Genomic DNA, 15458 nt, shown 5'->3' with positions numbered 1-15458 from the left:
AATAAACAAAAAAAGACGAATCTTAAGATTCGTCTTTATTTTGCTATTGCAACAGCACGTTTTTCTCGAATAACCGTAACTTTAATGTTACCAGGATATTCCATATCTTGTTCAATTTGGTTTCTAATATCATGAGCAAGAATAGTAGTTCGAGCATCTGAAATTTTATCAGGTTCGACCATCACTCTTATCTCACGACCTGCTTGAATTGCATATGCTTGCTTTACGCCAATATGTCCTTTAGCTATTGTTTCCAGTTGCTCTAAACGACGAATATAATTTTCTAGAGATTCGCTTCTAGCACCCGGACGAGCTGAAGAAATTGTATCAGCGGCCACAACTAGTTCTGCAATAAATGATAATTTAGGAACATCATCGTGGTGAGCAGCAATCGCATTCACAACCAAATCTGGTTCATGATATTTCCGTGCAAGTTCAACACCAATTTCTACATGGGAACCTTCAATTTCATGATCAATTGACTTCCCAATATCGTGTAATAATCCTGCGCGTACCGCTATTTTTTCGTCTAAACCAAGTTCAGCAGCCATCACACCAGTTAATTTGCCTACTTCAATAGAATGAGACAAAACATTTTGTCCATAAGACGTACGATACTTTAAGCGTCCCAAAATTTTTACTAATTCTGGATGCATCTTATGAATTCCAAGTTCCATTAAAGCACTCTCTCCAGCTTCGTAAATGTCATCATTCACTTCTTTACGAGCTCGATCAACCATTTCTTCAATCCGTGCTGGGTGAATTCGACCATCCTTAATCAAACGCTCTAATGCTCTTTTTGCAATTTCACGTCTAATTGGATCAAAACCACTTAGGACTACTACATCCGGTGTATCATCAATAATCACATCTACACCAGTTAAAGCCTCAAATGAGCGAATATTTCTACCTTCACGGCCAATGATACGACCTTTCATATCATCATTTGGTAAATTAACTACTGAAACAGTCTTTTCCGAAACTGTATCAGCTGCACTACTTTGAATTGCATCGACAATTACTTTACGAGCAAAATGATCCGCTTTTGCTTTAGCAAGTTGATTACTTTCTTCAATCATTTCTGCTCTCTCTTTAACCAGTTGGTCGGAAAGCTTGTCTAAAACGATCTTTTTAGCATCTTCTTGACTTAACTCTGCAACTTCATAGAGCTTTTGCTCTCGCTCGGTCACTAATTGATCAGCTCTTTTTTCTTTTTCTAAAACTTGAGCCTGCAATTTTTTAATTTGGTTTTCTTTTTGTGTGAGTTGTGAATCTTTTTGATCCAGCAAACTATCTTTATGATCAATAGCATCTTCACGTTGCAGTAAGCGATTTTCTTGTCTAGAAACTTCTTGTCGCCGCTCATTCAATTCATTATCTACTCTTTCACGATAATGATGAATTTCTTCTTGTGCTTCCAAGATCTTTTCTTTTTTAGCATCAGCTGCAGCTTTTCTCATCGCTTCTTTTTGAGAAGCAAGATCAGCCTCTACCGCTTTAGCCTTACTTTCTGCATCTGCCAAGATGTGTTTTGCATCATGGGCTGCATTCTGAGCTTGAGTCTCCCATTTATTCTTACGAAGACTATAACCCGCACAACCTCCAACTAAGACAGAAACAATAGCGACAGCAACAGGAACTAAAATTGTATTTATCATATCTTTTACTATCGCCTTTTTTATAGAATTATTTCACACATTATTAATAATAAAAGTATCCGGAAGTGATGTCAATCATACAAAAAACCTTGACTTTTAAAAGCCAAGGTTTAACTGTATTTGTTTACTAGTTTTTTTTACTTTTCTCATTGGAAGCATCATCTTTTACCGCTGCTGCTTCCTTCTCCTGCTTTATTTTTTCGGGGTTTTCACGCTCTTCAATAGCTTTAGCATCAATTCCATATGCTTTACGCACTTTTTCTTTTACTTCATCATACACATCTGGATGTTCTTCAAGGTACTGCTTAGCATTCTCACGTCCCTGACCAATTCGATCATCACCGTATGAATACCATGAACCAGCCTTCTTAATGATATCCTTGTCAGCAGCCATATCAATTAATTCACCAGTTTGAGAAATTCCTTTACCGTACATGATATCAACTTCTGCCACTTTAAATGGTGGAGCAACCTTGTTCTTAACAACCTTTAGCTTAACACGGTTACCAATTACATCAGATCCTTGCTTGATCTGTTCTGCGCGACGAACTTCTAATCGAATAGTAGAGTAGAACTTTAAAGCGCGACCACCAGGAGTAGTTTCTGGATTTCCAAACATCACACCAACTTTTTCACGAATTTGGTTAATGAAAACGGCGATTGTCTTCGTCTTAGAAATATTTCCAGAAAGTTTCCGCAAGGCCTGACTCATTAATCTCGCCTGTAAACCAACGTGAGAGTCTCCCATATCACCATCAATTTCAGCTCGTGGTACTAATGCAGCAACTGAATCCACAACCAAAATATCAATTGCACCACTGGCAATCAAAGTATCTGCAATTTGTAATCCTTCTTCACCAGTATTTGGTTGAGATAAAATTAATGAATCAATATCTACACCTAATGCCTCAGCATAAGCCGGATCCATAGCATTTTCAGCATCAATGTATGCAGCCGTTCCGCCACGCTTTTGAACTTCTGCAACAGCATGAAGTGCTACTGTAGTTTTACCAGAACTTTCTGGTCCATATACTTCAATAATTCGTCCACGTGGATAACCACCAACTCCAAGAGCAGCATCTAAAGCTAGTGAACCGGAAGGAATAGTGGAAATTTGAGTGTCTACTTTTTCACCCATACGCATAACTGCGCCTTTTCCAAAGTCTTTTTCAATCTTCTTTAAGGCAATGTCTAAGGCCTTCTTTTTATCATCTTTAGCCAAATCTCTTCCTCCTTATTCATTTATAATAATTATACTTGGTTTGACTACCTAAAAGCAAGAGAAATACAAACTAGCGTTCATATATATATTTCTCTAATTTTTATTACGCAAACTAACTTTATTTTTTTCAAAAAAAAGAAGCATTTCTGCTTCTTTTCATTTTAAATTTCACCTTTAAATACATCGCCACTTTGCTTAAAGTAATCATAACCTGAGTAAATTGTAAAGATTAAGCAAATATACAATAAAATGGTACCGATGTAGTAAACGTCACCAAGCAATAAGAAAATGATGGACAACATTTGCGTAGTTGTTTTAATCTTACCTGGCATTTTGGCAGCTAAAACTTGACCTTTATTCTCAGCTAAAATCAAGCGTAAGCCAGTAACAGCCAATTCACGACAAACAATAATAGCCACTACCCACGCAGGTGCTAGATTTAAAGAAATTAAAAATACAAAAGCAGTCATTGTTAGCATCTTGTCTGCTAATGGGTCAGCAAATTTTCCAAAATTGGTTACCAAATTTCTTGAACGAGCGATATGACCATCTAAAAAGTCAGTTATTGATGCCACTGCAAAAATCACTGCAGCTAATACATGAGACCAGTAAATATGTGCACCTAAAACAATTGCACCACCAGCCGGCCAGTTAAAAATTAAAACTAGCATAAAAACTGGAATCATAAAAATTCTAAACATAGTTAATTTATTTGGTAAATTCATTAACGGTTACTTTGACCTCCATTATTTTGATTGGTATTCGTTTACCCTTGAGTATTTTGAGTGTTTTGAGTACCTTGTTGATTTTGCTGTGTCTGCGTATTCACATTATTCGTAGTAGTAGAACTTTGAGTAGTTGCGCTACTTTGTTGAGTACTAGTAGTTTGACTATTTTGTCCACTAAAAGTAAATCTGACCGTCATTGGTGAAGCAGGATTCGTTGAGTTATGGGCATTCACCTTCTTACCAGCTAAAGTCAAAGTAGTCGAAACGCTATTACCCATTTGCACAGAAACACTATTTACATTCTGCGGTAATTGAACTGAATGCTTACCGTTTCCCTTTAATGTTCCTTGCCAAACTGAAGAACCATTAACTAAAATTTGTGCCCAAACTTCATTCTTAGTGGTGCCTAAAGTTAAAGTACGGTCATCTTTCATCCCGCTAACACGATAACTATTATTACCTAAACTAGCCATTTTAACTTCTGAAGTCTTAGACTTTGGAGTTGATTTCTTCTTTGATGAAGTTTTAGATTTTGAAGATTTAATACGAGAAGAAGAAACAGTTACGTTCTCAGCTTGATTTGCTGATTGCTGATTAGTTCCAGTAAAGAAACGAGTATAAACAATATAAACTACCAAAATTACTAAAACAACACCAACTACAGTTGCAATCTGAGGTAGGTAACTACGCCACATTCCTTTACGACTATTTGTAGTTTCTTTAATTTTCTCACTTTTATTGTCGATGGAGTTTTCAACGTATTCCTCAGGCTTTGCTTCAGGAACCTCTGATTTATAGTCCGCTAATAGTTCTTTACCATTAAGACCAACCACATCGGCGAATTGTCTAATAAAGGCTCTAACATAAAAATCTCCTGGCAATTGATCAAAATCATTATTTTCAATTGCTGTAAGATATCTACGCTGAATCTTTGTTATTTTTTCAACATCTTCAATTGACATGCCCTTTGCCTTACGAGCACTACGTAATTTATCTCCAATATCTGCCATAATATCCTCTCAACTTTTTGCAATAATTCAAATATGAGTATACCAAACTAATCAACCATTAAACAAGCCAGCCACCATCAACATAAATAGTTTGGCCAGTCAAATAGTCTGAACGTTTATCAAGTAAGTTTTCTACCCAAAAAACTATATCACTAGGTTCAGCTAATCTCCCTGCGGGAATTTCATTTTTTACTTCGTTTAAAGTTTCTGCATCAAAAATTGCATTCATTGGTGTATCAACTGCCCCAGGAGCAATCACGTTTACCGTTAAATGAGCTGATGCGACTTCACGTGCATATCCTTGTGCAAAGCTAGATAAACCACCCTTACTGGCACTATATACGCTTTCTAACGCACTTGCTTGGCCGCCATATACCGAGCCAATAAAGATAATACGTCCATGTTTTCTTTTTAAAAGCTGTGATTCTAAAAGAGAAGTGATCTTTATTGGCACTAATAAATTAATTTGCATAATTTTTTCTATTTGAGTCAATTCTTGACTACCAAGGAATTGATAGTTAGTTATCCCTTGAGTGAAAATAGCCGCATTTAATGGTAAAAGGCTAGCGACTGTAGTTTTAATTACTTCATCTTCAGCCAAGAAATCTAACTTTAAAGGAAAGAATTCTTGACTTGGATATTTATCAATAAACTCTACCACCATTTTTTCAGCTTCTTGACTGCTATGATTAAAGTGAATGTATAAAGACCAGCCTTTTGCAGCAAGCTGGGCTGCAATGGCCTTACCAATTCCTCCTGTTGCACCAAAAACTATTGCACGTTTCATTTAATCAGCTTCCTCTTTGCCTTTTAAAATTGTAGTAAATATATCACTTTTAGCTAAAATATTATCAATTGCTGTATAAAATTCATTAAAACTTAAGGATTGAATTACGTGAGCTGCAGTATTAAAGTCTTCATTTTCTAAACTATATTCAGCTTCTTCGATTGCAACTGTACTTAAATCATCAAATTCTCTAATCGTCTGTGCCAAGGCCTCTTTCTTTTGGAATACGAATGCCTCTTTTGATATTGGAACTTCTAGTAGCTGATTTTTGGTATTTTCTAAAAATAAATCTGGCTTATTCGAAGCGCCAATAATCGTAGCAAAATTTCCTTCAGTAGTATAAGAAACTTGAAGCTCCATCGGAGAATTTAAAATTCCCTGCTTTTGCATTTCTTCAAACCAGGGACTGGTTACTCCCAACTTAGCTTGGAGCATCATTTCAAGAATTGTTTGTGCAGTACTATTTTTTAGACCAACTTTTTCAAAGTTAGGCAGCCTGATCCCTATACCAACGCGTGAAGTAGCTAGATCAGAATCAATAATGGTATTATGCTGTTTTTTTGGACTTACAAGAGTTAATTTTTTAGGAGCAACTTTTTTAGAAATTAAATATTTACGCTCAAGTTTCCCTACTTCACGCAGGACTTCTTTTGTTTGATTTTCGCTAAATCCACCACATGCGACAAATTCCATTCGACCACTAACATAATTATTATCATAAATTTCCTGTAAAATTTCTGGCGTCATCTTTTTTAAACTAGCTTTGGTTCCAGTTAAATCCTCCGCCAAATTTGTCTTAGGAAACATCATCTGCATCAGTTCATAATTTACTTGCCAATTCGGATCGTCTTGATACATCGCTAACTCTTGAGCAATGATCTTTGCCTCTTTTGTAACATTGCTTTTAGTAAAATACGTTGTTCCTACTAATTCAAAAATCAGTGGCAACACTTGCCGCCAATGTTCAGTAAAACTAGCATAAAACATTGTTTCGTTATACGTAGTAAATGCATTAGTAGAAGCACCAACTGCTTCAAATTGCTGCGATATATCACCATTCTTTTTGGCAAATAATTTATGTTCCAAAAAATGAGCTCCGCCACACAACTTCTGAGGATCACTTCCACCAAAATCCACAATAATTCCCATAAATTTTTGTGCAAATAATGGCCTTCTAATTACCTTTGCTCGAAATCCAGACTTATAATCTCTGGTAGTTACATCTAATTTTTTCATTTTAAACAATAGCTTTCATTAAAGTATAATTTTTGACTAAAGTCGATTAACTTATCTATTTTAAATTGCTCAACATCATTAATTCGTTGTACAAAAGTATAGTCGCGACCTCTTAAAGCATTTGCCAGCATTTGAATTAAAATTAAATCCTGTCGATCAGCACTTATTTGATAATTACGCTTCAAAGCAGCTTTAGCTTTATTAAAAACATCTTTGTCCACTTTTCCTTCTTGGACCGCCTTCACACCGTTTTTAATTGCCTTAGAAGCAACTGCAATCTTTTCTTTAGAAATTCCTGTGCTAATTAAAAAAAGTGAATTATTAACATAATTAGTTGCGTCAATGGCATACGCTGCTCCTAATTTTTTTCTGACCTCAGTAAACAACTTAGATGACTCATCCCCAGCAAGATATTCTCCTAAGAACAGACCTCCAAATTGTTTAAAATATACTGGCAAGGACTGATCATAGCCATAACCAATTAAAAGCTGCGCTTGTTCACTCTTAAATTGTACTTCTTTTTCTACTGGATCTTCCGTAGTCGCTAAAGATAATGTTGGCACAACAAAATCATCAAAATAACCGGCCCAATCAATTCGATTTTGAACTAAATCAGTTAAACTATCAGGATCTTGTGCTTGTCCCAAACAAAAGGCAGGCGCATTTTTTAGTGTATTAAAAAATGACTTAATTTCTTCTAAGCTAGCATCTTTTAATGTCTTCTCATCGCCAAAAACACTATCTTGATAATTAGGTGTATTTCGATACCAAGTATTAAAAAAGCCGTTCAAAGCAAAGTTTGCAGGTAGTTCATAGTATTGTTTTCTTTCCTGTTCAAGCTGTCTTTTGGCTAGCTCTAATAACTGACCATCAAAAAGCGGCTCCTTTACCACCTTGAAAAAGGCATCCATTACTACTTGATAATTATAGTCTGGATCAAGAATTTCACGAGGCTCAACAAAATTTATAGTGTAAAAAACTACAATTTGATTTCCAAATACTTCAGGAAAAACTTGTAAACTCGCATTATATAGATTAGAAAAAGTCCTTGCCTGAATATTTATACCCGGAAAACTTTTACTAGCATTGCTCTGCATACAAGCTAAAATATTTGCCAAAGCCAATGTCTTCTTATCTAAAGGCAAACGCAAAAAACAGCCTAAAGTGGCTGTTTTAAATTTTAAATTATGGTCAATTCTAATATTCGTCATAATTACTGATCATCATCCTTTTCTGGTGGAATAAGTACTTGTCTCGGTTTAGATCCTTCCGAAGGTCCTACAATTCCCTTTGCTTCCATTGCATCCACAATTCTTGCTGCTCGATTATAACCAATTCTAAATCGACGCTGAAGCATCGATACGCTTGCTGACTGCTGTTTTCTGACTAAGGCTACCGCTTGATCATAGAACTCATCTTCAGGCTCATCTTCGCCATCAGTTTGATTTTCAGAATCATTCTTTGAAGGAATCATGTCTTCGTTATATACCGCTTCTTGCTGCTCTTTTACCCACGATACTATTTTTTCTACTTCATTTACAGAAATAAATGCTCCTTGAACACGCTCAGGCTTAGCTGCTCCAATTGGTAAGAAAAGCATATCTCCACGTCCTAAAAGCTTTTCAGCTCCAACTTGATCTAAAATAGTCCGTGAATCTACTCCACTAGAAACAGCAAATGAAATTCGAGACGGAACATTTGCCTTAATTAAACCTGTAATAACGTCGACACTTGGTCTTTGCGTTGCCAAAATCATGTGAATACCTGCCGCACGTGCCATTTGTGCTAAACGAACAATTGCGTCTTCTACATCATGACCAGCAACCATCATCAAATCGCTTAATTCATCTACAATTACTACAATATAAGGCAATTTTTCCATTACTGTATTAGTCTTATCGGCATTATTTTCAGCTACCTTTTGATTATATTCAGTAATATTGCGAACTCCCCCAGCTGCAAAAAGCTGATAACGTCTTTCCATTTCTTTAACAGTTTTACGTAAGGCATTTGTAGCTAGCTTTGCATCTGTAACAACTGGAATTAATAAATGAGGAATCCCATTATATACAGAAAGTTCAACCATCTTCGGATCAATTAAAACTAGTTTGACATCCTCTGGGTAGGACTTCATTAAAATACTAGTAATAATTGTATTAATTGCTACTGATTTACCAGACCCAGTAGACCCAGCAATTAATAAGTGCGGCATCTTGCGTAAATCTGCCGAGATTACTTTTCCTTCAACGTCTTTACCTAAAGGTACATCAAGTGAAATATCTTTTGCTTTTGAGTCTTGATGAAGCATTACGTCTTTAAAAGAAACAGCCGAGGTAGTTCGATTAGGCACTTCAATCCCAATTAATGGCTTTCCTGGGATTGGGGCTTCAATACGAATATCTTTAGCAGCCAAAGCTAAAGCTAGATCATCTGCTAAGTTTACAATCTTGCTTACCTTAACTCCCACTGCAGGCTGTACTTCATAACGAGTAACAGTTGGTCCTAAGACTGCTTTTTTGACAATAACATGTACACCAAAACTCTTAAAAGTAGATTCTAAAACTTCAGTATTTTTCTGAATTAAAGATTTATCTTGACTCTGATCAACGCTTTTTATCGGTGCTAACAAATTAATTGGAGGCTTCTGATAATTAGCATTTTTTGTTTGAGCGTGTTGCTTAGTCTCTAAATCACCATGATCAACATCCTGAAGTTCCTGCTTCATCTTTTGATCTTCTTCGGCATAAGAATGTGAAATTGGCAAATCATCAGTTAAATTATCTCCAACTTCTGTCTCTGACGCAGCTGTATTTTCTTGAGAAACCTCAATTGGAGGAACAAAATGAGGTGTTTCTTCAAGATCTTGAGTTTTATTTGAAATAGGTGCATCTTCCGTGAAATCAGCTGTACTTGGGAAAGTATCATCATGATTATCTAACGGATCCGTCAATTTTTCACGATTATTTAATTTTTCTTGCTTACTCTGCTCATGCTTTTCGACTAAATCATTATATTTATTCTTTAAAGCATCTCCAGCATCTTTATTTTTCTCAATTACTAATTGCGAGCCTTTTTGAAAACCAGATAGTAAAGTAGCAAACTTGACATTACAGATCATCAAGACCCCAACCAGCATCATTAGTAAAGATATTACTTCTGAACCTACGGTACCTAAAATTGGAAAAATAAGTTGATAAAACATACTTCCAATAAAGCCACCACCAACTTTGGTCGTGATTTGAGCACGAGAAAATTCTTCACCAATTGATGTTAAAAAGGCGTTGACAAATCCTTGATGGATCATCATTTGATTGAAAACACGAGAACTTTCCCAAAGGAGTAAACCTAAATAAAAAATCCCTAATCCGCTTCCTATTTTTAGACCAAAACGAGGTGGCTGATTATAAATTACCATGACCAAACCAACTAAGCCTAAAACAATACTAGCTAAATAGTGACTATCGCCAACAAAAAAGCGAATTAAGTTAATTAGTTGTTGACTAAACAAGCCGAAATGAACGCAACTTAAAACTGCTATTAAAACAAGTACGATTCCAGTGATGACCCATTCCATACTCTGCTTTTTCTTCTTAGTAGTTGTCTTTCTCTTTCTTTTTGTCCTGCGTTTTCGCTTTTTAGCCATCAAGACACCTTCTCAATCTTTTTACTTATCATCTTTGTCCTTTTGGTTGTCTCTGTTTAATTCGTTAAAGTTTGATTTAAAACTAAGGTTAACTGGATGATCTAAAGTTAATTGGGTAATTTCATAAGTTAAAGTTTCAATTTGTTCAACTAATGGTCTAGAGAGTAACTGGTAATCTGATGGTTCCAAATCAGTCCCATCGCCAAAATAATCAACAAATTGAACAACTCTCGTAATTACACCACTAACGGTAAAATCACCAGGTGCGGGAGAAACCTCGAATGGAACGGCAATTTCAAAATACTTACCAGTTTTTCCCTCATCTTGGCTACCATCATCTAAATCTTGGTAAACCTGTCTTAATGAAACATTAACTTCATTTTTTACCTTTTGTTCATCATTTAAATCATAATGAAAAGAACGAACAACAATTGGAGTCATATTTTTAAAATCCATTTTAATTCTCTCCTAAATTTCTTTCATAACGTTCAGGACGGTTGTAATTATCTTTTAACTTATCATTTTCATAATGATGGCTCGTTTCCATATTTGGAAAGCCTTGCTGTCTCAAAGCTTCTAAAAGGACCATTGCTACTGAATTTGATAAATTATAACAACGAATATTATCGGACATAGGGATTCTAAGATTACGATCATAATATTCTCGCATGAAAGTTTCTGGTAAACCAGTCGTTTCTTTTCCGAAAACGAAATAATAATCTTTATTAGGATCAGTATAGTCTACTTGAGCATAATTTTTTGAAGAAAATTTTGAAATTAAGTACATTTCATCATTTGGACCAAGAGTCTTTAAAAAGGCATCTAAGTCATCATGCATTCTAATATCAACTTTATCCCAATAATCTAATCCTGCACGTTTCATTTTTTTATTATCAATTTGAAAGCCGAGCGGTTCAATAAGATCTAAGACTGTATTCGTACCCGCACAAGTTCGAGCAATATTTCCCGCATTTGCAGGCATTAATGGCTCATAAAGTACAACGTGGTTTGTCATAAAAAAGCTCCTCTTGTAAAAAAACGTAGCACCTGTAATGAGGCAAGTACCACGTTTAATTTTCTACCTAATTCTACTCTTTAGACTTTAGATTTGCATCATCTGATTCCGATATCTCATCATAAAGAGTTGAAATCTTACGATAATAATTAAATAGTCTAGTCACAATAATCTTAATTACAGCATAGACTGGGATCGCAAAAATTACGCCCCATAAGCCGGCAACAGCGCTTGCGCCAATTAATAGTAAAATAGTAGTAACTGGATTCATGTTCATCTTATTCCCCATTACCAATGGCGAAATAACACGTCCCTCAAGCGTTTGTTCAATTGCAAAAACGATTAAAACCTTCACCAGCATCATGGGTGAGCTAATTAATCCCAAAATAATTGCTGGAATAAAGGCAATAAAAGTACCGAAATAAGGAATCATGTTTAGCACACCAGCTAGAACAGCTAATGTTATACCATAATTTAGGCCAATTACCGAATAGCCAATCGCAAACATCACTCCAACCCAGAAAGCAACTGTAATTTGTCCTCTAATATATGATGCTACAGCTCCATTAATATCACTAAGTAAACTTGAAAAACTAGGTTGTAATTTTTGCGGAGCGAATTTAGTCACATAAGGATTTAGACGATGACCATCTTTTAACATAAAGAATAAAACAAAAGGTGCTGTTAATAACGTCATAAAAATCATTGTAATAACATTAACAGCCGACGACAAATTACTCAAAGCTAAGTTAAAACTATCTTGACCAGTTTTAAACATCTTTGTCTGAGCATCAGAAATGACCTGATTGATTCCACTACGAACTCCATTTAAACGAGGATCGTGGATCATCTTTTCAAAGCCTTTTTGTGCATCTTGCCAATAAGCTGGCCAGTTCTTAATTAAAGAATCAGTTTGATGTTGAATAATTGGGATCAAAGTATTAATGATCCAAATTAATCCTCCCAAAACAATTACAAATAGCAAAATAATTGTAATTATACGTGGTACTTTTAGCTTCTTTTCCATCCAGTCAACGACTGGATCCATTAAGTAATATTGGATTGATGCAACCAAAACTGGTGGCAAAATTGCATTAAAAAATGTCCAAAAGGGATTTAACACAAAAGAAATTTGGTTAAACACCCAAATAATTAAGAAGAATAATAAAATATTAAGTAATACTATGCTAAAACGATTATTTAAAAACCATTTAACAAAAAAATTATTCTTCTGATGATGTTTTTCTACTTCCATAGCTTCCCCTCTTATCTATGTTCGTAGGTGATCCAGTCTCCCACTTTAAATTCAGGCATTTCTTCTTTTGGATCTTTATCTAAATAAATTGCATTAGTCATCGGCTTTTTCGGAACTTCATTAGTAAATACTAAAGTTGCATGTCCAATAGCCTGCATGTTCATTTGAACCATTGGACCAACGTACAAAGCTAAATAAGTAGTGCCATCAATTGTAATTGAGTCGTCTTTTTTAAAAACAAACTTTTCAACTGGTGTTGCCTCATCAAATTTTTGTAAAACAGCAACATCTCGCAACTTATCAGTTGCTTTATTATCAAATAAAATTACGATATTATCATTTGGATCTAACGCTTCTGATCCAATAGCAGTAATTGTAGAATTCCACTTCATTTTTATCAACCTCTTTACTAAATTTTACCATATCACTTTGCCTAGCTGATAACACTTAATAACAATTGCCTATTCTAGCCAAAAGGTAGAGAATAAATATGTTACGGAAAGCTTTTATCAGGAGGTAAAACTATGAAAGTTTGGTTTGGTGGCTATACTAGCCATGACTCAAAAGGAATTTATACTGCTAATGTAGAAAAAAATGAGGATGATATTAAACTAGTTGATGTTAAAAATATTGTTGAAATTGATCGTCCAACTTATTTTCAACTAGTTGGTGACTTATTATTTACCATTATTCAAAATGGTGACCAAAGTGGAATCGCTACTTACCGCATCAAAGATGGAAAAGCAAAACAGTTAGATACCTATTTCCATGAAGGAGCAGCACCTTGTTATATCAGTGTCGACTCACAAAAGCACTTAGTCTTTACTGCAAACTATCACTTAGCCACTATTAACGTTTTTTCTTACGATGAAAATGGAAAATTAACTTTTATTACTAACGATACACATGAAGGACATGGACCAAGAGCAGAACAAGATCAAGCCCACCCACATTTCTTTGATGAAACTCCAGCTGGTAATCTAGTTTCATGTGATCTAGGAATTGATGCGGTTGATTTTTATAAATTAGATGGAGATAAATTAAAACATTTAGCTCGCTATCAGATGGAAAAGGGCTTTGGTACTCGCCACCTCGTCTTCTCACCTGATGGAAAAACTATGTATATTGTTGGTGAGTTATCAAGTCAAGTTAACGTTGTTCGTTTAAATGAAAATACTTGGAAATTTGAAGATGTTGCAACTTATAAGACTATCCCTGACGACTTCAGTGATCACAACGGCGCGGCAGCTATTAGAATTTCTAAAGATGGTAAGTTTATTTATATTTCTAATCGCGGTCATGATTCAATCACTGTCTTCAAAGTTCTAGACGATGGAAAACTAGAATTAGTACAAAGAATTTCCGTCTTTGGATCATTCCCACGCGACTTTAACTGGGACAAAGACGAAAAATATCTTGTAGTGGCTAACCAAAATACTAATAATGCCACCTTATACCGTCGTAATTCCGAAACAGGTAATCTAACACCTATCCAAAAAGATATTCCTGTGCCAGAAGCTACACGCGTTTTATTTGAAGAAGATTAGTCTTATAAATAGTTATCATAAATTATTAAAATTCTATTTTGCCATGATTTTCATGGCTTTTATTTTATCCTACTTAGAAGGCAAATTTTACATGCAAAATAATGCTACTGATAAACTTTCACCATTAAAAAAATTAACCACTGAGCAACAAGATTTAGTTAATCAAATTATTAATTTTACCAATCAACATCTTCAAAATAACTATCCCGCCATTTTTACTATTTATGGCGACGCTGGAACTGGAAAAAGCGTAGTTCTTTCTGCACTTTTTGATCAAATGCAAAAATTACGTCACGATAAGAATAGCAATTTTTATCAAACTAATAATTATTTTCTAGTAAATCATCCTGAAATTCTTAAGGTTTATAAACAAATTGCAGGTTCTCTTCCAGAATTACTAAAGAAAAATTTTCAAAGACCAACTAGCTTTATCAATCAACTAGATAAAAAACAAAAAAAGGCAGACATTGTCATTATTGATGAGGCACATTTACTTCTATCAAAGCCAGACCACTACAATAATTTTTATCATGATAATCAATTAGTTGAAGTTATTAAACGAAGTAAGGTAGTCATTCTAGTTTTTGACCCCTATCAAGTGCTTAAAATGAAGACACTTTGGACCAAGGACCGACTAGAAAAAATTACTCATTCTTATCCATATAAAAAATACTACTTAAAGCATCAATTTCGAATGAATGCTTCCTCAGATCTGATCGATTGGTTTAATTCTTTTACTGAAAATATGATTATCAAACCAATTCCAGATAATGCAACAAAGAATTATGACTTTCGTATTTTCGATGATGCAGAAAAAATGCGGAAAGAAATTGTCAAACGTAACAAAGAAGTTGGATTAAGCAGAATTCTTTCTACGTCTGGTTATCCTTCAACATTAGATGGTGGAAAACACTATATTCAAGAAGGAAAGTTTAAAATGCCATGGGATCAATATAATTACACCTCAACGCCTTGGGCAGAAATACCTGAAACAATTAATGAAGTTGGGTCAATATATACTTGCCAAGGTTTTGATCTAAACTACACAGGTATTATTATTGGACCGCCAATTAGTCAGGTCCCTGGTCAAAATAAAATTCAAGTTAATTTAGATAAAATTACCGATATTGAAATGTTTAAAAAAAGAAAGGATTTGACCGATCCAACTGAAATTAAAAAGCTAGAAGAAAGAATGGTACTTAATTCTTTAAACGTACTTTTTAAACGAGGAATTATGGGAACTTATCTTTATGCACATGATCCTTTACTTAGAAAAACGCTAGTTTCGCTATTTAAAAATAAGCAAAATAAGTCAAAATAAGTAATAAATTATTACTTTCGACACAAAAAAGGTTAC

The 15458-nt window shown here is 34.7% G+C and carries 14 protein-coding genes; 2 read left to right on the top strand and 12 right to left on the bottom strand.

Annotation, left to right across the window (positions count from 1 at the left end; genetic code table 11):
* Nucleotides 1–35: 35 nt before the first annotated feature.
* From rny to AB5359_RS00810, 12 genes are all read right to left on the bottom strand, one after another.
* A complete protein-coding gene (gene rny, locus AB5359_RS00865; protein WP_003648427.1) occupies nucleotides 36–1658 on the bottom strand; it encodes a ribonuclease Y in 1623 nt (540 codons plus the stop codon).
* 127 nt (nucleotides 1659–1785) lie between these two features.
* Nucleotides 1786–2880, bottom strand: a complete 1095-nt coding sequence (gene recA / locus AB5359_RS00860; protein ID WP_048685210.1) for a recombinase RecA — start codon at nucleotides 2878–2880, stop codon at nucleotides 1786–1788.
* A gap of 161 nt (nucleotides 2881–3041) precedes the next feature.
* Nucleotides 3042–3605, bottom strand: a complete 564-nt coding sequence (gene pgsA, locus AB5359_RS00855) for a CDP-diacylglycerol--glycerol-3-phosphate 3-phosphatidyltransferase (RefSeq protein ID WP_020806708.1) — start codon at nucleotides 3603–3605, stop codon at nucleotides 3042–3044.
* A gap of 41 nt (nucleotides 3606–3646) precedes the next feature.
* Nucleotides 3647–4618 carry a helix-turn-helix domain-containing protein gene (locus AB5359_RS00850; RefSeq protein ID WP_368287185.1) on the bottom strand — a complete coding sequence of 324 codons (972 nt, stop codon included), beginning with the start codon at nucleotides 4616–4618 and terminating at the stop codon, nucleotides 3647–3649.
* Nucleotides 4619–4676: 58 nt separating this feature from the next.
* Nucleotides 4677–5405 (bottom strand): SDR family NAD(P)-dependent oxidoreductase, encoded by a 729-nt coding sequence (locus AB5359_RS00845; protein ID WP_048685203.1) that lies wholly within the window; start codon nucleotides 5403–5405, stop codon nucleotides 4677–4679.
* Nucleotides 5406–6641 (bottom strand): pitrilysin family protein, encoded by a 1236-nt coding sequence (locus AB5359_RS00840; protein ID WP_048685200.1) that lies wholly within the window; start codon nucleotides 6639–6641, stop codon nucleotides 5406–5408.
* Entirely contained in the window at nucleotides 6638–7852 is a 1215-nt protein-coding gene (locus AB5359_RS00835) for a pitrilysin family protein (protein ID WP_039156050.1), read from the bottom strand. Before AB5359_RS00835 ends, AB5359_RS00840 begins: the two co-directional genes overlap by 4 nt.
* A gap of 2 nt (nucleotides 7853–7854) precedes the next feature.
* Nucleotides 7855–10284, bottom strand: a complete 2430-nt coding sequence (locus AB5359_RS00830) for a DNA translocase FtsK (protein WP_368279943.1) — start codon at nucleotides 10282–10284, stop codon at nucleotides 7855–7857.
* Between the two features lie 21 nt (nucleotides 10285–10305).
* Nucleotides 10306–10740, bottom strand: coding sequence for a DUF1149 family protein (locus AB5359_RS00825; RefSeq protein ID WP_003648419.1), 435 nt, complete (start codon nucleotides 10738–10740; stop codon nucleotides 10306–10308).
* A 1-nt stretch (nucleotide 10741) separates the two neighbouring features.
* Nucleotides 10742–11299, bottom strand: coding sequence for a tRNA (cytidine(34)-2'-O)-methyltransferase (locus AB5359_RS00820; RefSeq protein WP_048685191.1), 558 nt, complete (start codon nucleotides 11297–11299; stop codon nucleotides 10742–10744).
* Between the two features lie 73 nt (nucleotides 11300–11372).
* On the bottom strand, nucleotides 11373–12554 hold the full coding sequence (locus AB5359_RS00815) for an AI-2E family transporter (RefSeq protein ID WP_039156044.1): 1182 nt from the start codon (nucleotides 12552–12554) through the stop codon (nucleotides 11373–11375).
* Between the two features lie 11 nt (nucleotides 12555–12565).
* Nucleotides 12566–12946, bottom strand: coding sequence for a PTS glucitol/sorbitol transporter subunit IIA (locus AB5359_RS00810; RefSeq protein ID WP_003648416.1), 381 nt, complete (start codon nucleotides 12944–12946; stop codon nucleotides 12566–12568).
* Nucleotides 12947–13078: 132 nt separating this feature from the next.
* Here AB5359_RS00810 and AB5359_RS00805 point away from each other — a divergent pair, with 132 nt between their 5' ends.
* Both AB5359_RS00805 and AB5359_RS00800 read left to right on the top strand, forming a co-directional pair.
* Complete coding sequence (locus AB5359_RS00805; RefSeq protein ID WP_048685187.1) at nucleotides 13079–14101, top strand: lactonase family protein; 1023 nt, start codon at nucleotides 13079–13081, stop codon at nucleotides 14099–14101.
* Between the two features lie 91 nt (nucleotides 14102–14192).
* Nucleotides 14193–15422, top strand: a complete 1230-nt coding sequence (locus tag AB5359_RS00800) for a DUF2075 domain-containing protein (RefSeq protein ID WP_048685184.1) — start codon at nucleotides 14193–14195, stop codon at nucleotides 15420–15422.
* The last annotated feature ends 36 nt before the right edge of the window (nucleotides 15423–15458 follow it).

Source organism: Lactobacillus sp. RTP31084st1_F9_RTP31084_210423 (genome assembly GCF_040919545.1).
In the GTDB taxonomy this organism is placed as follows: Bacteria; Bacillota; Bacilli; order Lactobacillales; family Lactobacillaceae; genus Lactobacillus; species Lactobacillus paragasseri.
Note: the sequence above shows the minus strand (reverse complement) of the source record. Positions and strands in the feature narration are given on the sequence as shown.